Annotated in this window: 21 protein-coding genes and 1 pseudogene; 10 read left to right on the top strand and 12 right to left on the bottom strand. The window is 64.7% G+C overall.

The features are described from left to right. From gcl to WN73_RS30175, 8 genes and pseudogenes are all read right to left on the bottom strand, one after another. The gene (gene gcl / locus WN73_RS30210; protein WP_161535720.1) at positions 1-1,791 is read right to left on the bottom strand and encodes a glyoxylate carboligase; all 1,791 of its coding nucleotides are present in this window, start codon (positions 1,789-1,791) and stop codon (positions 1-3) included. Positions 1,792-1,943: 152 nt separating this feature from the next. After that, the gene (locus WN73_RS30205; protein ID WP_028172207.1) at positions 1,944-3,746 is read right to left on the bottom strand and encodes an adenine deaminase C-terminal domain-containing protein; all 1,803 of its coding nucleotides are present in this window, start codon (positions 3,744-3,746) and stop codon (positions 1,944-1,946) included. A gap of 85 nt (positions 3,747-3,831) precedes the next feature. Then, positions 3,832-4,629, bottom strand: coding sequence for an NYN domain-containing protein (locus tag WN73_RS30200; protein WP_028172208.1), 798 nt, complete (start codon positions 4,627-4,629; stop codon positions 3,832-3,834). Between the two features lie 54 nt (positions 4,630-4,683). Beyond that, positions 4,684-6,182 (bottom strand): annotated as a pseudogene (locus WN73_RS30195) (tripartite tricarboxylate transporter permease). Beyond that, a complete protein-coding gene (locus WN73_RS30190; protein WP_028172210.1) occupies positions 6,182-6,667 on the bottom strand; it encodes a tripartite tricarboxylate transporter TctB family protein in 486 nt (161 codons plus the stop codon). The pseudogene WN73_RS30195 and the gene WN73_RS30190 overlap by 1 nt, the downstream one beginning before the upstream one ends. Then, positions 6,664-7,632, bottom strand: coding sequence for a Bug family tripartite tricarboxylate transporter substrate binding protein (locus tag WN73_RS30185; RefSeq protein WP_028172211.1), 969 nt, complete (start codon positions 7,630-7,632; stop codon positions 6,664-6,666). Before WN73_RS30185 ends, WN73_RS30190 begins: the two co-directional genes overlap by 4 nt. A 113-nt stretch (positions 7,633-7,745) precedes the next feature. After that, positions 7,746-8,588, bottom strand: coding sequence for an IclR family transcriptional regulator (locus WN73_RS30180; RefSeq protein WP_028172212.1), 843 nt, complete (start codon positions 8,586-8,588; stop codon positions 7,746-7,748). 164 nt (positions 8,589-8,752) lie between these two features. Further along, positions 8,753-10,882: an acetate--CoA ligase family protein gene (locus tag WN73_RS30175; RefSeq protein ID WP_161535726.1), complete on the bottom strand. Its 2,130-nt coding sequence runs from the start codon at positions 10,880-10,882 to the stop codon at positions 8,753-8,755. Positions 10,883-11,228: 346 nt separating this feature from the next. Between WN73_RS30175 and WN73_RS30170 the strand changes: the two genes are divergently transcribed. The 4 genes from WN73_RS30170 to WN73_RS30155 all read left to right on the top strand — a co-directional run bounded on the left by WN73_RS30170 (position 11,229) and on the right by WN73_RS30155 (position 15,602). Next, entirely contained in the window at positions 11,229-11,924 is a 696-nt protein-coding gene (locus WN73_RS30170; RefSeq protein WP_161537124.1) for a GntR family transcriptional regulator, read from the top strand. Positions 11,925-11,984: 60 nt separating this feature from the next. Continuing rightward, positions 11,985-13,715 carry an oxalyl-CoA decarboxylase gene (gene oxc / locus WN73_RS30165; protein ID WP_271555907.1) on the top strand — a complete coding sequence of 577 codons (1,731 nt, stop codon included), beginning with the start codon at positions 11,985-11,987 and terminating at the stop codon, positions 13,713-13,715. 65 nt (positions 13,716-13,780) lie between these two features. Beyond that, positions 13,781-15,058, top strand: coding sequence for a formyl-CoA transferase (gene frc, locus WN73_RS30160; RefSeq protein ID WP_011085940.1), 1,278 nt, complete (start codon positions 13,781-13,783; stop codon positions 15,056-15,058). Between the two features lie 361 nt (positions 15,059-15,419). Continuing rightward, positions 15,420-15,602 carry a hypothetical protein gene (locus tag WN73_RS30155; RefSeq protein ID WP_028172216.1) on the top strand — a complete coding sequence of 61 codons (183 nt, stop codon included), beginning with the start codon at positions 15,420-15,422 and terminating at the stop codon, positions 15,600-15,602. 42 nt (positions 15,603-15,644) lie between these two features. On the opposite strand, the gene WN73_RS30150 is transcribed toward WN73_RS30155, so the two are convergent. The 3 genes from WN73_RS30150 to WN73_RS30140 all read right to left on the bottom strand — a co-directional run bounded on the left by WN73_RS30150 (position 15,645) and on the right by WN73_RS30140 (position 16,577). Beyond that, the gene (locus tag WN73_RS30150) at positions 15,645-15,869 is read right to left on the bottom strand and encodes a hypothetical protein (RefSeq protein WP_011085939.1); all 225 of its coding nucleotides are present in this window, start codon (positions 15,867-15,869) and stop codon (positions 15,645-15,647) included. A 157-nt stretch (positions 15,870-16,026) separates the two neighbouring features. Then, positions 16,027-16,269 carry a hypothetical protein gene (locus tag WN73_RS30145; protein ID WP_028172217.1) on the bottom strand — a complete coding sequence of 81 codons (243 nt, stop codon included), beginning with the start codon at positions 16,267-16,269 and terminating at the stop codon, positions 16,027-16,029. 98 nt (positions 16,270-16,367) lie between these two features. Further along, on the bottom strand, positions 16,368-16,577 hold the full coding sequence (locus tag WN73_RS30140; RefSeq protein ID WP_011085938.1) for a cold-shock protein: 210 nt from the start codon (positions 16,575-16,577) through the stop codon (positions 16,368-16,370). Positions 16,578-16,943: 366 nt separating this feature from the next. Between WN73_RS30140 and WN73_RS30135 the strand changes: the two genes are divergently transcribed. After that, the gene (locus tag WN73_RS30135; RefSeq protein ID WP_028172218.1) at positions 16,944-17,141 is read left to right on the top strand and encodes a hypothetical protein; all 198 of its coding nucleotides are present in this window, start codon (positions 16,944-16,946) and stop codon (positions 17,139-17,141) included. Between the two features lie 269 nt (positions 17,142-17,410). Further along, positions 17,411-17,854: an SRPBCC family protein gene (locus WN73_RS30130; RefSeq protein WP_028172219.1), complete on the top strand. Its 444-nt coding sequence runs from the start codon at positions 17,411-17,413 to the stop codon at positions 17,852-17,854. 155 nt (positions 17,855-18,009) lie between these two features. On the opposite strand, the gene WN73_RS30125 is transcribed toward WN73_RS30130, so the two are convergent. Further along, entirely contained in the window at positions 18,010-19,341 is a 1,332-nt protein-coding gene (locus tag WN73_RS30125) for an Hsp70 family protein (protein ID WP_028172220.1), read from the bottom strand. 344 nt (positions 19,342-19,685) lie between these two features. Here WN73_RS30125 and WN73_RS30120 point away from each other — a divergent pair, with 344 nt between their 5' ends. The 4 genes from WN73_RS30120 to WN73_RS30105 all read left to right on the top strand — a co-directional run bounded on the left by WN73_RS30120 (position 19,686) and on the right by WN73_RS30105 (position 23,560). Next, complete coding sequence (locus WN73_RS30120) at positions 19,686-19,823, top strand: hypothetical protein (protein WP_165448147.1); 138 nt, start codon at positions 19,686-19,688, stop codon at positions 19,821-19,823. Between the two features lie 247 nt (positions 19,824-20,070). Then, positions 20,071-21,357, top strand: a complete 1,287-nt coding sequence (gene oxlT, locus WN73_RS30115; protein ID WP_011085934.1) for an oxalate/formate MFS antiporter — start codon at positions 20,071-20,073, stop codon at positions 21,355-21,357. A 250-nt stretch (positions 21,358-21,607) separates the two neighbouring features. Further along, positions 21,608-22,930, top strand: coding sequence for an oxalate/formate MFS antiporter (gene oxlT / locus WN73_RS30110; RefSeq protein WP_028172221.1), 1,323 nt, complete (start codon positions 21,608-21,610; stop codon positions 22,928-22,930). Between the two features lie 201 nt (positions 22,931-23,131). Continuing rightward, positions 23,132-23,560, top strand: coding sequence for a CBS domain-containing protein (locus WN73_RS30105; protein WP_028172222.1), 429 nt, complete (start codon positions 23,132-23,134; stop codon positions 23,558-23,560). Positions 23,561-23,569 lie beyond the last annotated feature (9 nt).

Raw genomic sequence — 23,569 nt, 5'->3', positions numbered from 1 at the left:
CTATTCCGCCGGCTGAAGCACGCCGGGCCGCTTGGTCCCGACCTCGTCGAGGGCCAGGTCCAGCACCTCCTCGAACTCGACGATGTTGTCGATCTCCGTCCCCATCGCGATGTTGGTGACGCGTTCGAGGATGAACTCGACCACCACGGGCACGCGGTGCTTCGCCATCAGCTCGCGCGCCGTCGCAAACGCGGCCTGCGAGTCCTTGGGATCGGTGACGCGGATCGCCTTGCAGCCGAGGCCTTCGGCGACGGCGACATGGTCGACACCGTAGCCGCCGAGCTCGGGCGCGTTGATGTTCTCGAACGAGAGCTGGACGTGGTAGTCCATGTCGAAGCCGCGCTGGGCCTGGCGGATCAGGCCGAGATAGGAATTGTTCACGACGACGTGGATGTAGGGCAGGTTGAACTGCGCCCCGACCGCGAGCTCCTCGATCAGGAACTGGAAATCGTAATCGCCTGACAGCGCGACGATGTCGCGATCCGGGCAGGCCGCGCGCACGCCGAGCGCCGCGGGCAGCGTCCAGCCCAGCGGCCCCGCCTGCCCCGCATTGATCCAGTTGCGCGGCTTGTAGACGCCGAGGAACTGCGCACCCGCGATCTGCGACAGGCCGATCACGGTGACATAGGTGGTGTCGCGGCCGAACGCCTTGTTCATCTCCTCGTAGACGCGCTGCGGCTTGATCGGGACGTTGTCGAAATGGCTCTTGCGCAGCATCGAGCGCTTGCGATCGCGGCAGGCCGCGGGCCACGCCTGGCGCTCGCGAAGCCTGCCTGACCGACGCCACTCCCTGGCGACGGTGACGAAAAGCTCGAGCGCGGCCTTGGCGTCCGAGACGATGCCGAGATCGGGATTGAACACCCGCCCGATCTGCGTCGGCTCGATGTCGACATGCACGAAGGTGCGGCCCTTGGTGTAGGTCTCGACCGAGCCGGTGTGGCGGTTGGCCCAGCGGTTGCCGATGCCGAGCACGAAATCGGATTCGAGCATCGTGGCGTTGCCGTAGCGGTGACTGGTCTGAAGGCCGACCATGCCGGCCATCAGCACGTGATCGTCGGGGATCGCTCCCCACCCCATCAGCGTCGGCACGACCGGCACGTTGGCAATCTCGGCGAATTCGACCAGGAGGTCCGAGGCGTCCGCGTTGATGATGCCGCCGCCCGCCACGATCAGCGGCCGCTCGGCCGCATTGAGCATCTCCAGCGCCTTCTCGACCTGCTTGCGGGTCGCGGCCGGCTTGTAAACCGGCAGCGGCTCATAGGTCTCGTCGTCGAACTCGATCTCGGCGAGCTGCACGTCGAGCGGCATGTCGATCAGCACCGGCCCCGGCCGCCCTGAGCGCATGACGTGAAACGCCTGGCTGAACACCCGCGGCACCAGCGCCGGCTCGCGCACGGTGACCGCCCATTTGGTCACGGGCTTTGCGATCGACTCGATATCGACCGCCTGAAAATCCTCCTTGTAGAGCCGCGCCCGCGGCGCCTGCCCGGTGATGCAGAGGATCGGAATCGAATCGGCGATCGCCGAATAGAGCCCGGTGATCATGTCGGTGCCGGCCGGCCCCGACGTGCCGATGCAGACCCCGATATTGCCGGCCTTCGCCCGCGTATAGCCCTCGGCCATGTGCGAGGCGCCCTCGACATGACGCGCCAGGATATGGCGGATCGAGCCGCGCTTCTTCAACGCCGAGTAAAGCGGATTGATCGCGGCTCCTGGAACGCCGAAGGCTGTCGAGATGCCTTCCTTCTCCAGAATTCGCACGGCCGCATCGATAGCTCGCATCTTCGCCATATCGGACCTCGCTCGAGTTGCGTCAGCGAGCGAGATCATCGGGCGCGCAAGGTGCGATCTCAACGAGATCGATTTTATTTTCCACGATGCGGCAGCCGTGGAAAAATCGTGGGCGTGTCAATCAGTTAGATCGAGATATCCGTGAAAGCGCTTCACTCGAACAGCGGCGCCAGCTCCATCTGCGGCACCAGCACGAGGCCCTTGTCGGTGATGCGAATTTCCGGAATGACCGATAGCGGAATCAGATTGAAGCCCATGTAGGGGATGGTGCAACCGGCTTCCGCCCATTCCTTCTTCAGCACCTTGACCTCCTCGGCCACCTCCGTGACACGCTTGTCGGACAACAGCCCCGCGATCGGCAGCGGCACCAGCGCTCTCACCTTGCCGTCGGCGACGACGCAGACAGCGCCCTGGTGCTCCTTGATCGCCGCGATCGCGACCTGCATGTCGGGTTCGTTGGTTCCGGCAACGATGATGTTGTGGCTGTCGTGCCCGACGCTGGAGGCGACCGCACCACGCTTCAGGCCAAAATCCTTCAGCAGGCCATAGGCGACATTGCCGGCCGATTTGCCGTGGCGCTCGACGACGGTGACGAAGCACAGGCCGTAGCGTGCGAACAGCGTCGGCCAGTCCTTGGCCGGCTCGATTGCGACTTTCTCATGGACCAGCGTGATGCCGGGCAGCGCGGTCTTGATGGCGTTGACGGTGCAGGCCTTGGCCGGCAGCTCCGGCGTCAGCTTCATCTTCTCCGGCAGCTTCACCGTCGCATAGGCCGCCTTCGGGTATTGATAGCGCTGCGACAGCGCCTGATCTAGCCGCGGCGTGATCTTGCCATGCTCGACCACAAGCTCACCGCCATACCAAGTGCATTGCGGCTTGAGCTGATCGTCCATCAGCACGAGATCGGCGCGGCGGCCGCCGCCGAGCCCGCCGATATCGCCCTCCATGCCGAAGCGGGTGGCGCCGTGCAGCGAGCCCATCGACCAGGCCTGTTCGGGCGACATGCCCGCCTTCACCGTCTCGCGCACCACCCAGTCGAGGCCGAACAGCAGGAGATCGTCGGCGTCGCGGTCGTCGGTGCACACGGCGGTGCGCTTGTGCGAGGCCCCGAGCTCGGTGATCGTCCGGATCGCCTGCGGCAGCGAGTGCCAGGGCGTGGTCGGCGGGCCGCCGCGCAGGAACACCCAGACGCCGGCGTCGAGCAGATCGTCGGCGATATCGCGGTCGATCGCCTCATGGGTGTCGGTGACGCCGCTCGCCGCATAGGCCGCGACGAATTCACGGCCGTAGACGTGGCCGGACACCGGGCGTCCGCGCTTCAAGGCGGCGGCGAGGATGGCGTGGCTCCGCTCGTCGCCCATGGTCACCGGCACGAAATCCATCTTCTCGCCGAGCGCCACCGCCTCGGGCCAACGGTCGAACAGGCCAGCGATCTTGTCCGGCGTGAGGTCGCCACCCGCGGTCTCAAGCTCCGCCGACGTGGCCGGGACGGTCGACGGCACCGTCAAGAAGATCGAGAGCGGCGCCTCGCGCGCGTCCTCCAGCATCGCCTCGACGCCGGCGACGTCCATGACGTTGCCGATCTCGTGGCTGTCGCAGAAGATGGTGGTGGTACCGTTCAGCAGTGCGGCCTCGGCGTAGGCGCAGGCCGTCACCATCGAGGATTCGATGTGGATATGCGGATCGACCAGCCCCGGCGCGATGATGCCGCCGGCCGCGTCGTAGAGGGCAACGCCGCTCCACGCCTTCTTGGCCGTTCCAGCCGGCTTGACCGCGGCGACACGGCCGCCGGTGATCCAGACCTCGCGGTTCGCGTGGATGCGCTCCGAATAGGTCGAAAGCACCCGGCCCCCGGTGACCACGAGATCCGGCGCGACGCGCGCGGAGGCGACATCGGCCAGCCGCCGGGTCATCGAATGCAGCGGTGCGACGGCGAAGCGGGTAAGTCTGGTCATCGGGACCCTCGCGTGGCGTTACGGCCCACCGATGGTTACGCCCCGCGCCATAGCGGGCAAGCGCAAATATAACGGCAGGCCCTGCTTACGCCTTAGGCGCCGAGCCGCCCGTCGCCGCCCTTGCAGGCCTGCGCGGGTTCCGCCTTCTCGGCGGCGCTGCGGCAGCGGGCTTGACTCGAATCCGCATCGAGCGGCCCTTTGACTCGTCGATCTCGAACGAGTTCGTCTTGCGCACGAGGTCGCTCAGCTTGCGGAACCCGAACGTCCTCGGATCGAAATCGGACGCCAGATTGGCGAGCTGCCGCCCGACTTCCCCGAGCGCGACCCAGCCGTCCTCGCTCTCCATCTGGGTGATGACCTTCTTGATGATGGGGGTCGCTGCATCAAGCGGCTGAAGCGACGTCGATCTTGCGGCGGCGTCCTGGGTGGTCGCCGGGGCGGCAAGCAGGTTCTCGGTGTAGACGAACCTTCGGCAGGCCTGCCTGAAGCTTTCCGGCGTCTTCTGCTCGCCGAACCCGAAGACATCGACGCCCTGTTCCCGGATGCGGGCGGCCAGACGGGTAAAGTCGCTGTCGGACGACACCAGGCAGAAACCGTCGAACCGGCCGCTGTGCAGCAGATCCATGGCGTCGATGACCAGGGTGATGTCGGACGCGTTCTTTCCCGTCGTATAGGCGAATTGCTGCTGCGGGATGATGGCGTGCTTCGACAGAATATCAGCCCACCCCTTGGACCGCGAGCTGGAGAAGTCGCCATAGATGCGGCGAACGCTGGCCTCGCCGATCTTGGCAATCTCCTCGAACAGGCCATCCGCGATCTTTGCGGAGGCGTTGTCGGCATCGATCAGGACGGCGAGACGGGGCGAGCGAAGTTCCGACGGCATGGCGTTTCCTCAACGAGCTGGACGCAGCATTCAAGGACGCGCGCGCCGGGACGGCTAGTCCTCATTTGCCTTGAAGCGCCCCATCCCCTTCAGCACGAATGGGGCCAGCAGCGCAACCAGCGCGATGACGAGCAGCGTCGCCGAGATCGGACTCTGGAGCAGCGTCATGGGATCGCCGAGGCTGATCGCAAGCGCTCTGCGCAACTGGCTCTCGGCGATCGGCCGAGGATCAGGCCGACAACGACCGGCGCGATCGGAAAATCGAACCGGCGCATCAGGAAGCCGAGCACGCCGAAGCCGGCCAGCATCGACAATTCGACCACCGACGGCTTGGCCGCGATGGTGCCCATGGTCGCGAAGACGAGGATGCCGGCATAGAGCCACGGCTGCGGGATCGCGAGCAGCCGCACCCACAGCCCGACCAGCGGCAGATTGAGCACCAGCAGCATGCAATTGGCGATGAAGAGGCTCGCGATCAGGCCCCAGACGAGATCCGGCCGCTCGGCGAACAGCAGCGGCCCCGGATTGAGGCCGTATTGCTGGAAGCCCGCCAGCATCATCGCGGCCGTCGCCGAGGTCGGCAATCCCAGCGTCAAGAGCGGCACCAGCGTTCCGGCGGCGGAGGCATTGTTGGCGGCCTCCGGTCCCGCGACGCCCTCGATCGCGCCCTTGCCGAATTCTTCCGGGTGCTTGGTCAGCCGTTTCTCGGTCGAATAGGACAGGAAGGTCGGGATCTCCGCGCCGCCCGCCGGCAGCGCACCGATCGGGAAGCCGAACATGGTGCCGCGCAGCCACGGCTTCCATGACCGCTTCCAGTCTTCCTTCGTCATCCACAGCGAGCCGCGCACCGGCTCGAGCTTCTCCTCGGTGTGGTGGCGGCGCGATGCGACGTAGAGCGCCTCGCCCAGCGCGAACAGGCCGACCGCGAGCGTCGTCACCTCGACGCCGTCGAGCAGTTCGGGGACGCCGAACGCGAGCCGCGCCTGACCGGTCAGCTTGTCGATGCCGACGAGGCCGAGCGTCAGGCCGATGAACAGGCTGGTGAGGCCGCGGACCGGGGAATCGCCGAAGGTCGCCGACACCGTGACGAAGGCGACGCACATCAGCGCGAAATAGTCCTCGGGGCCGAAGCGCACGGCGAAATCGACCAGCCAGGGCGCGAGAAAGGCAAGCCCGATGGTGGCGATGGTGCCGGCGACGAAGGAGCCGATCGCGGAGGTCGCGAGCGCCGGCCCGCCGCGGCCGGCCTTGGCCATCTTGTTGCCTTCGAGCGCGGTCGCCATCGAGGCGCTCTCGCCCGGCGTGTTGATCAGGATCGCGGTGGTCGAACCGCCATACATGCCGCCATAATAGATGCCGGCAAACATGATCAGCGAGCCGCCGGGATCGAGCTTGTAGGTCACCGGCAACAGCAGCGCGACCGTCAATGCCGGGCCGATGCCGGGCAGCACGCCGACGGCGGTGCCCAGGAATACGCCGATCAGCGCATAGAGCAGATTCATCGGCTGGACGGCGACCGCCATGCCGTGCGCCAGCGCGGCGAAGGTGTCCATCACAGCAGTCGCTCCAGGGGGCCGGCGGGAAGGCTCAGCGTCAACAGCCGGTCGAACGCGAGATAGATGAGGGTCGACATCACGAGCGCGATGACGGAATCGACAAGGACGGCACGGCGTCCGAACGCCGCCGACGTCGTGACGAACAGCGCCGACGTCGCCAGGATGAAGCCGCCGCCGAAGCCGATGATGGCGATCAGCAGCGCAAGGCCGACGAGGATCAAGACCACAGGCACGGGATCGGCGCTCTCGCGCGCCGGCAGGTTCCCGCGCAGCGCGTCGACGAGATTGCCGATCGCGAGCAGCGCGAGGCCAGTGGCGATCACGACCGGCATCGCCTCCGGCCCCATCCCGTACATCGCGGTGGATTGCAGGCCGCGCGCGTCCCAGACCAGCACCCCGGCAAGACCTGCGAGCAATGCTGCGATGACGATGCCGGCGCGATCGACGCGCCGCGGCGGCTGGGCGGGATCGCCTGAGGTCATGACTTGACCAGGCCGACCGACCTCAGCACGTCGGTGACGCGCACCGTTTCCTTCTTCAGGAAGTCGGCGAAAGCGTCGCCGCCGAGATAGGCGTCCTCCCAGCCCTTCTGCTTGAGGATGTCCTTCCAGGCGTCCGACTTCACCATCTTCTCGACCGCATCGCTCAAGGTCTTGCGCTGCTCCGCGGTGATGCCGGGAGGCGCGACCACCGAGCGCCAGTTGGCGATCACGAGGTCGATGCCCTGCTCCTTGAAGGTCGGGATGTCGCTGCCCGCGATGCGCTTCTCCGAGGTCACACCGATTGCGCGCAGCTTGCCGGATTTGATCTGCCCTTCATATTCGCTCATCCCCGAAATGCCCGCGGTGACCTTGCCGCCGAGGATCGCCGCCAGAGACTCGCCGCCGCCGGAGAACGGGATGTAGTTGATCTTCTTTGCATCGGCGCCGACGGCGCCGGCGAACAGTGCCGCCATGACATGGTCGACGCCGCCGGCCGAGCCGCCGGCGAAGGTCACCTTGGCAATATCGGCCTTCACCGCGGCGGCCAGATCCTGCGCCGTCTTGATCGGCGAATTCGCGGGCACCACGATCACCTGGATTTCCTCGGTGAGGCGCGCGATCGGCGTCACCTGCTCGAGCGTCACCGGCGACTTGTTCATGGCGAGCGCGCCGACCATGACGAAGCCGTTGACCATCAGCTGGTTGCCGTCGCCCTTGGCGCCGTTGACGAACTGCGCGATGCCGACGCTGCCGCCGGCGCCGGGAACGTTGGTGACCTGCACGCTGCGCGCGACGCCCGCGGCGACAAGCGCCTGCTGCATCGAGCGCGCGGTCTGGTCCCAGCCCCCGCCCGGTGCCGCCGGCGCCATCAGCTTGAGCTCGAGCTGCTGGGCAAGGCTCGGCGTGGCTGCCGCCAGGGTCAGCGCAACGGCTGCGCCGACAAGGCGCGCGGGAAATCGAAACATGAGGGCATTCTCCAGGCTCGTGCGGACGTTGCTGATCAGCTGCCGCATTGTGTCGTTTGGTCGCATATCAGCCAAAACGGCCGATGCTGTCCAGCGACGGAGCCCGTGTTCCTTCAGCGGGAGTTCGGCATCACCCCGCCGAGCGCGACCGTCAGCTCACCGGCGACATCGCGCACAATTCGCCCGATTTCCGGCAGCCTGTCGTCGGTCAGACGGCTGGTCATGCCGGAGACGGAGATCGCCGCCAGCGGCTCGGCGCAGTCGTTGTAGACGACTGCGGCAATACAGCGCAGGCCCATGCAGGCCTCTTCGTCGTCGATCGCAAAGCCCTGCTTGCGGATCGTCGCGAGCTCCTTGAACAGGTCGCTCGGCCGCACGATCGATTTCTCGGTCAGGCGCGGCATGCCGTGATGGCGGATGACGGCGCCGACGTCCTCGTCGGAATAGGTTGCGAGCACCGCCTTGCCGACGCCCGACGTCACCATGGCGACGCGGCCGCCGACCTGGGTCAGCGAGCGCATGATCTCGCGGCTCTCCATGCGAGTCAGCACGATGATGAACTCGTCGTCGACGACGGCGAGATTGGCGGTCTCGCGGGTGAGATCGCGCAGCTTGCGCAAATAGGGAATCGCCTGCGTGGAGAAATTACGCCGCCGGGCAAAGCTCGCGCCCACCGTGAAGCCGCGCACGCCGACATGCCATTTGGATTCGGCGCGGTCGAACTGCACGAAGCGACGGCTTTCGAGCGTTGCCAGCAGGCGGTGGACGGTGGAGGCCGACAGGCCGGTGCGCACGGCGAGATCGCTGAGGCGATAGCCCTCGTCGTCTTCGGCCAGCGTCTCGAGGATCGACAGCGCGCGGTCGACGGACTGCACGCCGCCGTCGCGTGCGTCATGGTCGGCCTCCGAAGGCGACCTGGGCTCGAGCGATTTGCGCCGGATCACGTTCTTGCTCATCGCGACCTGCCGCTTGTGCATCCGTCATTCCGGGATGGTGCGCCGGGACTGCGCGCAGCGCGGGCCTGGCGTACCAGACCCGGAATCTCAAGATCCTCAGGTGCGCAAGTGCGCACCATAGTTCGACGCTTCGCGTCGCCCCGGGATGACGTCAGAGATGACGCTCAGAGCAGCCCTGCCCCGCGCGCCCACTTGTACTTGGCACCCAGGACCTCGACCGGCAGTTCGGTCGAATAGGCGTAGGCCGGGATGCCGTTCTGGTAGAGATATTCGGCGGCTTCCTCGACCTCGACGTCGCCGGCGAGCGAGGCCACAATCGGCTTCACGAAGCCCTTGGCCTCCATCTCCTTCTTCACCTCGACCATGTTGCGGGCGAACACCATCGGCGGGGTGACGATGGTGTGCCAGTATCCGAGGATCAGCGAATGAATGCGCTCGTCCGACAGGCCGAGCTTCACCGTGTTGACGTAGGTGATCGGCGGCTCGCCACCGGTGATATCCACAGGATTTCCGGCGGCTCCAAACGGCGGGATGAACTTGCGGAAGGCCGCATCCAGATCCGGCGGCATCGACATCAGCGACAGGCCGTTGTCGACGCAGGAGTCCGACAGCAGCACGCCCGAGCCGCCCGCACCGGTGATGATCAGCACGTTCTCGCCCTTCGGCGTCGGCAGCACCGGCACGCCGCGGGCGAATTCGAGCAGCTGGCGCAAGCTGCGGGCGCGGATCACGCCGGACTGCGCCAGGACGTCCTCGTAGATCTTGTCGTTACCGGCGAGCGCGCCGGTGTGCGAGGACGCCGCCTTGGCACCGGCCGAGGTGCGGCCGGCCTTGAGCACGACGACCGGCTTCTTCTTGGAGACGCGCTTGGCGGCTTCCGCGAAGGCGCGGCCGTCCTTGAGGTCCTCGCAGTGCTGCGCGATCAGGTTGGTGTTGGGATCCTGCTCGAAGAAGGCGAGCAGATCGTCCTCGTCGATGTCGGACTTGTTGCCGAGGCCCACGATCGCCGAAACGCCCATCTTGGCCGAGCGCGAGAAGCCGATGATGGCCATGCCGATGCCGCCCGACTGCGACGACAGCGCCGCGTGGCCCTTGACGTCGTAGGCGGTGCAGAAGGTCGCGCAGAGATTGGCGGGCGTATAGTAGAAGCCGTAGATGTTCGGCCCCATCAGGCGGATGTCGTACTTCTTGCCGACCTCGACGATCTCGGCCTGCAGCTCGGGCGCGCCGGCCTCGGCAAAACCCGACGGGATCAGCACCGCACCCGGGATCTTCTTCTCGCCGCATTCGGTCAGCGCCGCGGCCACGAACTTCGCGGGAATCGCGAACACCGCCGTGTCGATCACACCCGGCACGTCCTTGACACTCTTGTAGGCCTTGTAGCCGAGGATCTCGGTGGCCTTGGGATGGATCGGATAGATGTCGCCCTTGTAGCCGCCGTTGATGAGGTTCTTCATCACGGAGTTGCCGATCTTGCCGTCCTCGGCGGAGGCGCCGACCACGGCGACCGCCTTCGGCTGCATGATGCGGCTCATGGCAGCTACGATCTCTTCGGTCGGGCGCGGCTTCGGCTTGGGCACATAGGCGAAGTCGACGACGATACGCACGTCGGCGGCGATCGCGCTCTTCGCCGTCGCGAACACCGGATTGAGGTCGAGCTCGACGATTTCAGGGAAATCGGTGACGAGCTGCGAGACCTTGACGATGACGTCGGCGAGCGCCGTGCGGTTCACCGCCTCGCCGCCGCGCACGCCCTTCAGGATCTCATGGGCCTGGATGCCGTCGAGCATCGAGAGCGCGTCTTCCTTGGTCGCGGGCGCGAGGCGGAAGGTGATGTCCTTCAGCACTTCGACCAGCACGCCGCCGAGGCCGAAGGCGACCAGCTTGCCGAACGAGCCGTCGGTGATCGAGCCGACGATGACCTCGGTGCCGCCGGCCAGCATCTGCTGCACCTGGACGCCCTCGATCTTGGCATCGGCTTTGTACTTCTTGGCGTTGCCGAGAATGGTCTCGTAGGCCTTCTCGGCATCCTCCGCCGTCTTGAGGCCGACGATGACGCCGCCGGCTTCGGTCTTGTGGAGAATGTCCGGCGAGACGATCTTCATCACCACTGGGAAGCCCATCGAGGCGGCCATCTTGCCGGCCTCGCCTGCCGACCTTGCCACGCCCTCCTTCGGCACCGGAATGCCGTAGGCGTCGCAGACCAGCTTGCCTTCCGGCGCCGTCAGGCTGGTGCGGTTGTCCGCCTTGACCTGGTCGAGCACCTTGCGGACGGCATCTTTGGAATTGGACATGTGGCTTCTCCCTTGACCTAGTTCGTTCTTTGCAAAGCGCGCGTATTGCGGCTGCCCGTGATGCTTGCCATTCGCCGCGCTCTGTTCCATGCGGCGGAACGGAGTGGCATAAAGCCCGAGATTACTCCGCCCGCTTGGATCAAAAATGGCTGGCGATGGCATTTGGTATGCCAGAAGCCAATTTGTCAAGCTGCGGCGCCTCCTGGAACGCCGCAAAAAATAGGCAGCTTGACATTCTGGCATGTGGTATGCCAAAAACTTTCCCGTTAATAATCCTGTAAAAGACGACTCCCACTGGAGGAGATTCGTCGTGTCACTGCGGAAACCAACCAAGGCGTTGCCGAACATGGCCGAGGCAGATATCGCAATCGTTCGTATTGCCCCGGAGAGCAGCTTCAAGAACAAGGCGTATGACGCCTTGAAGGAAGCCATCCTCAAGATGGACATCTACTCGACGCCCGAGCCGGTGATGCTCGACGAGCGCGCGCTGTCCGAGCGCCTGGGTGTCAGCCGCACACCGATCCGCGAAGCGATCGCGATGCTCGAGCAGGACGGATTCGTGAAGACGGTTCCGCGCCGCGGCATCATGGTGGTGCGCCGGACCAAGAGCGAGATCGTCGACATGATCCGCGCCTGGGCGGCGCTGGAGAGCATGGCGGCCCGCCTCATCACCACCACCGCGCGCAAGAAAGACATCACGGCGCTGCGCGACTTCTTCAAGGACTTCGGCAAAGACCGCCTGCCCGAGGACCACGTCGAGGAATATTCGCGCGCCAACATCGCCTTCCACCAGGCGCTGATCTCGCTGTCGGAATCCCCCGTGCTGGTCGATCTCACCAACGACCTGCTGCTGCACGTGCGCGGCTACCGGCAGCTGACCATCGGACGCAAGGACCGCACCGCGACCTCGCTGCCCGAGCATCTCGGCATGATCGAAGCACTGGAAGCGCGCGACACCGAGCTCGCCGAGAAGCGCGCCCGCGACCACACCCTTGGCCTTGCCGCTTACGTCGAAGCGCACGGTCAGGAACTCTTTACCTAGCAACGTTCACCAGAAGGGCGAAACATTCGCCCCAGTATTGAGACCAGGGAGACAAGGCCCATGCTGAACACCGCGACCAAGTCCGAGGCACCGGGCACCGAGCAGGAATTGACGGATGGCTTCCATCTCGTCATCGACGCGCTCAAGCTGAACGGCATCAACACCATCTATAATGTGCCGGGCATCCCGATCACGGACTTGGGCCGCATGGCGCAGGCCGCCGGCATTCGCGTGATCTCCTTCCGCCACGAGCAGAACGCCGGCTATGCCGCGGGCATTGCCGGCTACCTCACCAAGAAGCCCGGCGTCTGCCTCACGGTCTCCGCGCCCGGCTTCCTCAACGGTCTCACCGCGCTCGCGCACGCGACCACCAACTGCTACCCGATGATCCTGGTCTCGGGCTCCTCGGAGCGCGAGATCGTCGACCTCCAGCAGGGCGACTACGAGGAAATGGACCAGCTCGCGATTGCGAAGCCGCTGTGCAAGGCGGCCTATCGCGTGCTGCACGCCCAGGACATCGGCATCGGCTTCGCCCGCGCCATCCGCGCCGCGGTCTCGGGCCGTCCGGGCGGCGTCTATCTCGACCTGCCGGCCAAGCTGTTCGGCCAGGTGATGAACGCCGAGGCCGGCCAGAAGTCGCTGGTCAAGGTGATCGACGCAGCACCCGCGCAGATCCCCTCGCCCGCGTCGGTCAAGCGCGCGCTCGACGTGCTCAAGAGCGCAAAGCGTCCGCTCATCATCCTCGGCAAGGGCGCGGCCTACGCGCAGGCCGATGAGGAGATCAAGAGCTTCGTCGAGAAGAGCGGCGTACCGTTCCTGCCGATGAGCATGGCCAAGGGCCTCCTTCCCGACACGCATCCGCAGTGCGCCGGCGCGGCTCGCTCGACGGTGCTGAAGGAATCCGACGTCGTCATGCTGATCGGCGCGCGGTTGAACTGGCTGCTCTCGCACGGCAAGGGCAAGAGCTGGGGCGAAGCGCCCAAGAAGTTCATCCAGGTCGATATCGAGCCCAGGGAAATGGACTCCAACGTCGAGATCGTCGCGCCCGTCGTCGGCGACATCGGCTCGGTCGTCTCCGCCTTCAACCAGGCGATGGCTTCGGGCTGGACCGCCCCGCCCGCCGACTGGACCAAGGCGATTTCATCCAAGCGCGAAGAGAACGTCGCCAAGATGGCGCCGAAGCTCATGAACAACAAGTCGCCGATGGACTATCACGGCGCGCTCGGCGTGCTGAAGAACGTCATCAAGGATCACCCCGAGGCGATCCTCGTCAACGAGGGCGCCAACACGCTCGACCTCGCCCGCGGCGTCATCGACATGTACAAGCCGCGCAAGCGTCTCGACGTCGGCACCTGGGGCGTGATGGGCATCGGCATGGGCCAGGCGATTGCGGCCGCGCTGGAGACCGGCCACCCCGTGCTCGCGGTGGAAGGCGACAGCGCATTCGGCTTCTCCGGCATGGAGGTCGAGACCATCTGCCGCTACAACCTTCCGATCTGCGTCGTCATCTTCAACAATGACGGCATCTATCGCGGCACCGACGTCAACAGCGTCAACGCGGATCCCGCGACGACCGTGTTCGTCAAGGGCGCGCGCTACGACAAGATGATGGAAGCCTTCGGCGGCGTCGGCGTGAATGCCACCTCGCCCGACGAGCTCAAGCGCGCCGTCAACGAGGCGATGGCTTCACGCAAGCCGACGCTCATCAACGCGGTGATCGATCCGGCCGCAGGCTCGGAGAGCGGCCGCATCGGCAACCTCAATCCGCAGAGCGTCCTGCAGAAGAAGTAAGTCCTCCCCTTCAACCCATTACTCCCTGCGGGTGCAGGGGCAGACAGAGTATACGGAGCAATACGATGACCAAAGCGCTCACGGGCGTTCGCATTCTCGACTTCACCCACGTCCAGTCCGGACCGACCTGCACGCAGCTGCTCGCCTGGTTCGGCGCCGACGTGATCAAGGTTGAACGCCCGGGCGTGGGTGACATCACCCGCGGCCAGTTGCAGGACATCCCGAACGTGGACAGCCTGTATTTCACCATGCTGAACCACAACAAGCGTTCGATCACGCTCGACACCAAGAACCCCAAGGGCAAGGAAGTCCTCACCGAGTTGATCAAGAAGTGCGACGTGCTGGTCGAAAACTTCGGCCCCGGCGTGCTCGACCGCATGGGCTTCCCCTGGGAGAAGATCCAGCAGATCAATCCGAAGATGATCGTCGCCTCGATCAAGGGCTTCGGTCCCGGACCGTACGAGGACTGCAAGGTCTATGAGAACGTCGCGCAGTGCACCGGCGGCGCCGCCTCCACCACCGGCTTCCGCGACGGCCTGCCGCTCGTGACCGGCGCGCAGATCGGCGATTCCGGCACCGGCCTGCATCTGGCGCTCGGCATCGTCACCGCGCTCTATCAGCGCACGCATTCGGGCAAGGGCCAGCGCGTCACGGCGGCGATGCAGGATGGTGTCCTGAATCTCGCCCGCGTAAAACTGCGCGACCAGCAGCGCCTCGCCCACGGCCCGCTTAGGGAATACAGCCAGTTCGGCGAAGGCATTCCGTTCGGCGATGCCGTGCCGCGCGCCGGCAACGACTCGGGCGGCGGCCAGCCCGGCCGCATCCTGAAGTGCAAGGGCTGGGAGACCGATCCCAACGCCTACATCTACTTCATCACCCAGGCGCCGGTCTGGGAGAAGATCTGCGACGTGATCGGCGAGCCGACCTGGAAAACCGACCCGAACTACGCCAAGCCGGCGGCCCGCCTGCCGCGGCTGAACGAGATCTTCGCCCGCATCGAGCAGTGGACGATGACCAAGACCAAGTTCGAGGCGATGGAAATCCTCAACAAGGACGACATCCCCTGCGGCCCGATCCTGTCGATGAAGGAGATCGCCGAGGACCAGTCGCTGCGCGCGACCGGCACCGTGGTCGAGGTCGACCACCCGACCCGCGGCAAGTACATCTCGGTCGGCAACCCGATCAAGCTGTCGGATAGCCCGAGCGACGTGCAGCGCTCCCCGCTGCTCGGCGAGCACACCGACGAGATCCTGCGCAGCGTGCTCGGCTTCTCGGATCACCAGGTCGCCGACATCCACAAGTCCGGCGCGCTCGCCCCGCCGCAGAAGCAGGCCGCCGAGTAAGCGGTTCGACCAGAGACACGAAAGGCCGCCGATTTCGGCGGCCTTTTTTGTTGGTGGCGAGAGGGACTGCATCCCGCAATCGGCACGCTTGCTGCGATGAACCAGCCGACACCGAATTGAGGATGGGTCCGGGGGAACAAATGCGGCCGCCGGCCGTTATTCTTTTGCCGGCGCGCTCCCGAAAATGCGAGCGAGCCGCCTCCACAGCGAGTGACCAGGCGCCTCGCAGAATACCTGCCCAACGCTGAAGAATTGTCCTCCTCGTCCCGAGGGTGACAAGTCGACCCATCTCAGCTTGCGAGCGGGAGGCGTCGCGTCCAGCACTTGCCGGGACCACGCCCGTTGATCAAACGAGGTCGATATGTTGAGACATCAATCCTCTGATCGCGCCAAGCGTGAAGCCAACAAGGCGTTCAAGCCCGCCAACACGCACAAGCCGATGAGCGACTATGCGAAGGACCAGCACGCCCTCAACGAGAACCGTGAGCGTCTGAAGGCGGAGCGATTGGCCCGCGAGACCAAGCCGAGTGACCGCTCCGAATAGGGAGCGGCTGAAGGGGCGCGTCACGTTCGGCGCGCGCTTGGCCTATAGCATCGAGAGCACGACGATCCCGTCTTCAAGTTCGCCGGACGCCAGCCGTATCCGCGCGATACGCTCGAACTCGGTTCGGTACTTCTGAAGATAGCTGAAGGCCTGTTTCTGCGTCTGAAACGTGGTGGCAAGCCGGCACATCTGACGACCCGCGCCAAGCGCGAGGAAAAAGGTGATTGTGCCGCCGCCATCCGGCTTGATCCTAGGCACGATCCGCACTCTTTGGCATGTGACCGGCCCCCTCGGAAATGATCGTCGGCGCTATCGAGCCCGACTAGAGCCTTTCCCGTTCCGATGGAATCGGAACGGGGCTCTAGATTCTTGTCTTGACGCGTTTTCCTGCCGCGAACCGGTATCCACTTCGCTCGAAAACGCTCTAGCGCGGCGATTTCCGCGCGCGCTTCTTCGGCACAGGCGCCGGCAACGACGCGCGAATATCCGCGTCGGCCGCTTCCTTGGCCTCCCGCAACTCGCGTAGCCGCGCCATGTTCTTGCGGAGTTCGGCGGACTGCCGTTCGGCTTCCGCCATCGCGCGCGCGCCCTCTTCAGCCGCCAGGCGTTGGCGGTTGGAACGCGCGATGCCTGCGGGCGAAGGTTCTGCCGATTTCCTGGCGCTCATCTTCCACCCTGTTTGGCAACGGACAAAACCCGCTCAATCCAGGGATCGAGCGGGTCGCATGGCCGTTTCAGTACATCCGTGAAACGGCACTGGAGAGCTTAGGCCAGCGAGAGATTCTCAGCGCTGACCTTGCCCCGCATCTTGTCGGTCTTGGCCTCGAAGTTGACCTTCTGGCCCTCGGCGAGACCCGAAAGACCAGCCCGCTCGACCGCGCTGACGTGAACGAACACGTCGTTGCCGCCGTCGTCGGGCTGAATGAATCCAAAGCCCTTCTGGCCGTTAAACCACTTCACTGTACCTGTCGGCATTGTTCTTCTCCAAAGCGCGCATGCGCGTAACCCGCGTGACGCTCACGCAGAATCGATTCAATTCGTCGATGTCTCTGGAAAAAGGAGCCCGCGGGCGCATTCAACAAGGCACAGCGGCTGAACGAATGGCGATAGGCTATACCCCATCACGGTCAGTTACAAGGCTTGGGCCGGATTTAATTGCGCGCCCGCGCCGGCGGAACGGTTGAAGCTCGCGACACTTCCCGGCGAACAACGTGTCTTAGTAGACATACACGCCACGGATTTGTGGGTATGCTTCCTCATCACCGCCCGGCCCGTGGCTTCTACCGGTGATGAGAACGCCAGTTGCGCTCCCGCCCCCATCCGAACAAGGGGAGCATTGTCATGGAACGGCGTCGCTTCAAACAAAGTCAAACTCTGAAACAGCGGCTCGTCAATGAGGTCGGCCGTCTGCGCGACGAGGCCCGCTTACTCCCTCCCGGCCGGCGCCGCGAGATGCTGCTGCGAAGGGTGCGGCAGGACGAGACGGCCATCCAGATCGACGCGTGGCTCAGCTCTCCGGGCCTGAGGGCGCCGACGTAACGCAGCGATATCGGGGTTTCGCGGGATAGAGCAGGTCAATTCGCCGCGATGAAAAGCCGCCCGGTCGAATCCCGCCGGAACGTCAGTGGAGATGCGTGGGCAGAATTGCGGCAACGCCGCAGGATATCGCCGCAGTGTGGAACATACGGCCAGCCCCCCTAAAAAAATCGGGATGTCCTGTCGGGTCGACGACGTCTTGCTCGTCCTCGTATCATGAACGGGCAACAGACGTTGATGTCGCGCCCGCCAATGCAAGAGGATGAATGAACATGCCCAGCACTGTCCGCCTGCACCGCGTTCTCACGACCAGCCCCGAGAAAGTCTATCGCGCCTTCCTCGATGCCGATGCGCTGGCAAAATGGCTTCCGCCGAACGGCTTCACCTGCACCGTGCATCATTTCGAGCCGAAGGTCGGGGGCACGTTCAAGATGTCGTTCCGGAACTTCACAACGGGCAACAGCCACGCCTTCGGCGGCGAATATCTCGAGCTCGTCCCCGGCGAACGTCTGCGCTACACAGACAAGTTCGACGACCCCAATCTGCCCGGCGAAATTCAGGTGACCGTGCTGCTGAAGAAAGTCTCGGTCGGCACCGAGGTGGACATCACGCAGGCCGGCATCCCGGACCTCATCCCGCCGGAAGCCTGCTATCTCGGCTGGCAGGAATCGCTACGGAATCTCGCGAAGCTCGTCGAGCCCGACATCAAGCAATAGCAATGACTGGGTGGGGAGCTTCCTTGCGGCCGATCCTTCGAGACGCCCGCTTTGGCGGGCTCCTCAGGATGAGGTCGTGCTTCGCGGCGAAGTCCCTCATGGTGAGGAGCGCCGCCTCACGGAGCGTCTCGAACCATGAAGGCCGAGAGGGTGCCCTACCCGCCCGCCTTCGGCGCCAGCCCACCGTCTGCGGTCCAGCGATCGGGATCTGGACTGTGTCCGATCAGCGCGAGGCCGTAGGCGATCGACTCGAACTGGTCGCCCGACATCAGCCGCTCGTTGCCGAACCGGTCGGCGAACAGCTTTCGGACGGCGGGGACGAACGATGTGCCGCCGGTCAGAAACACCTTCTCCACCTCGCGCGCGGTGATGCGGGCTTCGCCCAGCACCTTGTCGACGGTCGCCCCCAGCCTGGCGATATCGTCGGCAATCCAGGATTCAAAATTCTTCCGCGTGATGGTCGAGCCGATATCGACGCCGCCGCCCTTGAAACGGAAGTCCACCTGATCCTGCGCCGACAGCGCGACCTTGGCGTTCGACACCGCGCGGTACAGCGAAAAGCCGAGGTCGAGATCGACGATGGTGATGAAATCCTCGAGCAGCTCCGGCTTCAGCGCGCTGCGCGCAAGCTCGCGGAGCTCGCGCAGATCGCCGTTGCTCTTCATCATCGCGAGCTGATGCCAACGCGCGAGGTTGGTGTAGTGGCCGCTGGGAACCGGCAGCACCTTGTCGAACGAGCGGAAGCTGGAGCCCTTGCCGAGCCGCGGCGAGACGACGTGGTCGACGATGCGGTAATCGAACGTGTCGCCCGCAATGCCGATGCCGGCATGACCGAGCGGCTCGGCGCGCAAGGCGCCGCCTTTGCGCGAGAAGCGCATCACGGAGAAGTCGCTGGTGCCGCCACCGAAATCCGCGACCAACACGGTGGCATCGCGCTCCAGCCGGCGGGCGAAGGAGAACGCGGCGCCCACGGGCTCGTAGACATAGCGCGCGTGGCCGGCGCCCAGGCGCTCGAACGCGGCCCGGTAGCGCTGCATCGCCAGCGCCTCGTCGGGATTGCCGCCGGCGAAGCGCACGGGACGGCCGACCGTGATCGTTGACGTCTCGAAGCCGAACCGGTCGCCGCCATGGCGCGCCAGCGTGCGCAGGAACGCCGCCAGAATATCCTCGAACTTGTAGCGCTGCCGGAACACCTGGGTGGTGTTGAAGCTGCTGCTCGCGGCGAAGGTCTTGAACGACTGGAGGAAGCGGTAGACGTGGCGTCCTTCGAGAAACTGCTCGATCGCCCACGGGCCGCCCTCGGCCTGGGCGCCGGCTCCCGGCCGGTCCTCCCAGAAGCACAGGGCCGACACATAGACGCTGTGGCGCTGTCCGCCGTGATCGAAGCGGATGGCCTCGACCCGGCGGTCGTCCGCCGCGAGGGCAATGACCGTATTGCTGGTCCCAAAATCGATGCCGATCGAGACGGCGGGCGAGGCGCTCGACATGAACCACTCTGACAGATGATTGGAAGGGGGCAGACCACTAGCGGCTTTGACTTGCCGTGCCAAGACCCGGCCCGCGGCTTGCCCCCGCCGGAATTCGTGCCCGTAGGGCGACCGTTTAAGCCAGTTGCGGCGGCAAACTGGGGCATTTCGGAGCCGGCAGCGCATTTCGGCTGCCCTTCCAGCAATTTTAGGCCCGGTGCGGCCCCTTTAACGGAGCATTATGCTGCAATGCGGGATGACGCATGCTGCTATGCAATGGCATGCATAGACATTGGCATCTGGTATACATAAATTCCCTTTCGAAATGAGACAGCGCTACTGACCGTCTCAAGAAAGGAATTCCGATGTCCAAGACCGCTTCCGTCGCCCTCGCCCCCTCCTCCACCCTGTTCGCGCGTTTCATGGCCGCGGTCGACCGCTTCCTGATGGCCAGCGCCGAGATCTCGAATCACAACGGCGACCTGCCGCGTTTCGGCCTGTAAGCGCGCGCTTCCTGCGCCGCGGGAGCCGCACGCCGGTTTCACAGGTGCCGACATGCTACTTTTGATGAATGGCCCCGCAGGACGGGGCCATTTCTACTTGTGCTGTCCTGAGTCACTGCCGCGGCCGGAGAAGGGTCCTGCGGCATTTGCGCACGGTGACCGGACCAGCGCTTGAACCTTGGCATAATGAATACAAGAATGCCTCTCCAGCGCTCGCAGAAAAATTAGAGGCGCCACGGGAGGCTTTATGACGGACATGGTGCAGGCAACGGCCCCTACAACCGCGCGCGTTAGCGACACGTATCGCTGGGCGCAATTGGCGATCGGGGTAGCGGCGATGGTGATGATCGCCAACTATCAATATGGCTGGACGTTCTTCGTCCCCGACATCCAGAAAAAGTTCGGCTGGGATCGCGCGTCGATCCAATGGGCCTTTACTCTCTTCGTGCTGTTCGAGACCTGGCTGGTGCCGGTCGAAGGCTGGTTCGTCGACAAATACGGTCCGCGCATCGTCGTGCTGGTCGGCGGCGTGCTCTGCGCCATGGGTTGGGCGATCAACGCACAGGCCACCACGCTCAACGGCTACTATCTCGGCATGATCATCGCAGGCATCGGCGCCGGCGGCGTCTATGGCACCTGCGTCGGCAACGCGCTGAAATGGTTTCCCGACAAGCGCGGTCTCGCTGCGGGCATCACGGCGGCCGGCTTCGGTGCAGGCTCCGCGCTGACGGTCGCGCCGATCCAGGCCATGATCAAGGACAGCGGCTTCCAGACCACCTTCCTGTATTTCGGCCTCGGGCAAGGCCTCATCATCTGCATCCTCGCCTTCTTCCTGCTGGCGCCGAAGCCTGGCCAGGTGCCGGTCGTCGTGGCGAACGCCGCGCTGGTGCAGACGCGTCGCAACTACCAGCCGACCGAGGTGCTGCGTCAGCCGATCTTCTGGCTGATGTACTTCATGTTCGTGATCGTCGGCGCCGGCGGCCTGATGGTGACGGCCAATTTGAAGCCCATCGCGGTTGACTGGAAGGTCGACAGCGTTCCGGTGACGCTGATGGCGGTGACGATGACCGCGGTGACCTTCGCAGCCACGATCGACCGCGTGCTCAACGGCCTGACGCGTCCGTTCTTCGGCTGGATCTCCGACATGATCGGCCGCGAGAACACGATGTTCATCGCCTTCGGCATGGAAGGTGTTGGCATCTGGATGCTCTACCTCTGGGGCCACGATCCCATCTGGTTCGTGCTGCTCTCGGGCTTCGTGTTCTTCGCCTGGGGTGAGATCTACTCGCTGTTCCCCTCGACCTGCACCGACACGTTCGGCGCCAAGTTCGCGACCACCAATGCGGGCCTGCTCTACACCGCAAAGGGCACGGCCGCGCTGCTGGTTCCGATCGCCAATTACATGCAGCAGTCGTCGGGGACCTGGGACAGCGTGTTCATCATCGCAGCCGGCGCCAACATCATGGCCTCGGCGCTGGCGATCGCGGTGCTCAAGCCCTGGCGCAAGGTCGTGGTGGCGAAGTCCACGGTCTGACGCGCTTCACCACACTTCATTCTGACGGGACGCCCGGCCTTATGGCCGGGCGTTTTCGTTTCGAGGATTCGGAACCCGTGTCCGAATGGAACTGCCGATTTTGTAACGGGCGAGCCAAGATTGGGCTTGCATTCTGGGATATGGTATACCAAGCTTCGGGCCGCGCTTGCGACGATAAGCCACAATATTTGCGACATCAGGTCATCTTGGCAACCGGTGTCGACCAGACAAGCGCGTTGGGAGGTTCTTGATGATTTCCAGCACGGACGGCGCCGTCACGGCCGCGCCTCTTCGCACAGGTTTCCGTTGGTTCCAGCTTGCCATGGGCATCGTCTGCATGGCGATGATCGCCAACCTGCAATATGGCTGGACGCTGTTCGTCGATCCGATCGATGCGGCCCACCATTGGGGACGCGCCGCGATCCAGCTCGCTTTCACCATCTTCGTCGTCACCGAAACCTGGCTGGTGCCGGTCGAGGCCTGGTTCGTCGACAAGTACGGCCCCCGCATCGTCATCATGTTCGGCGGCGTGATGATCGCGCTGTCCTGGGTGCTCAACTCCTACGCCGACTCGCTCACCCTGCTCTATGCGGCCGCGATCGTCGGCGGCATGGGCGCGGGCGCCGTCTACGGCACCTGCGTCGGCAACGCGCTGAAATGGTTTCCCGACCGCCGCGGCCTCGCCGCCGGCGCGACGGCCGCCGGCTTCGGCGCGGGCGCCGCGCTCACCATCGTGCCGATCGCGACCATGATCGCCGCTAGCGGCTATCAGAGCGCGTTCTTCACCTTCGGCATCGGCCAGGGCCTGATCGTCTTCGTGCTCGCCTTCTTCATCCAGCCGCCGCGGATCTCGATCCCGCCGAAGAAGAAGCAGCTCAACCTGCCGCAGACCAAGATCGACTTCACCCCGCCGCAAGTGCTGCGCACCCCTATTTTCTGGGTGATGTACCTCGTCTTCGTCATGGTCGCTTCCGGCGGCCTGATGACCGCGGCGCAGATCGGCCCGATCGCACACGACTTCAAGATCGCCGACACGCCGGTGACGCTCGCCGGCTTCCAGATGGCGGCGCTGACCTTCGCGATCTCGCTCGACCGCATCTTCGACGGCTTCGGACGTCCGTTCTTCGGCTGGGTCTCCGACACGATCGGCCGCGAGCACACCATGTTCATCGCCTTCGGCACCGCCGCAGTGATGCTGCTGACGCTGTCGGCCTACGGCCACGTTCCGATCGTGTTCGTGCTCGCGACCGCCATTTACTTCGGCGTGTTCGGCGAGATCTACTCGCTGTTCCCCGCGACCTGCGGCGACACTTTCGGCTCGAAGTTCGCGACCACCAACAACGGCATGCTCTACACCGCGAAGGGCACCGCCTCCCTGCTCGTTCCGCTCGCAAGCGTGATCTCGGCAACGTACGGCTGGAAGGCCGTGTTCGTGGTCGCGGTCGCCTTGAACGCGACGGCGGCGCTGACGGCGCTGTTCGTGATCAAGCCGCTGCGCCGCTCCTTCATCCTCGGCAAGGAAGCCGAGAGCGCAAGCCCTGCAACGGGCGACGCCAAGACCGAGACGGCGTGACAAGCCACAGACTTTGCACGGTTGAAAAAGGGGCGCAGAATGCGCCCCTTTCTTTTTGGCCAAGGTTTTTTGGCCGAGGCCGGAGGCACCGCAAACGTCAATAATGCTGTCGCAAGATTTTTCGGATCCGCCAAATCCAGCGCTTGACGACTGGCATTATGTATACCACACTTACCTCGTCATTCACCTAGGGAGGTTGCAATGCTGGTCGGAGACATTCTGCGCAAGAAGACGCCGCGCGTTGTCACGGTGCGAATGAACGAAACGGTGGGTATCGCCGCCAAGCTGATGCGCGCCAACAACATCAGCGCCCTCGTGGTGAAGGACGTGGTCCGATCCGAGGGCAACACCGCGGTCGGCATGTTCACCGAGCGCGACGTGGTGCGCGCCGTCGCCGAGCACGGCGCCAATGCCATCAACGTCAAGGTCTCGCAGCTCGTGTCGGTGCAGCAGCTCGTCTCCTGCACCTCGAGCGATACGATCGAGCACGTGCGGCATCTGATGAACCGTCATCACATCCGCCACCTGCCCGTGATCGACGATTACAGCCTCATCTCCGTCATCAGCATGCGCGACATCGCCGCTGCCGTTGACGAGGCGATCAACGGCACGCCGCAAGCAGCAGCTTAAAGCGCCACG

It is taken from the genome of Bradyrhizobium sp. CCBAU 45394 (assembly GCF_028128655.1).
In the GTDB taxonomy this organism is placed as follows: Bacteria; Pseudomonadota; Alphaproteobacteria; order Rhizobiales; family Xanthobacteraceae; genus Bradyrhizobium; species Bradyrhizobium diazoefficiens.
This window is presented reverse-complemented; position numbering and strand designations above follow the sequence as displayed.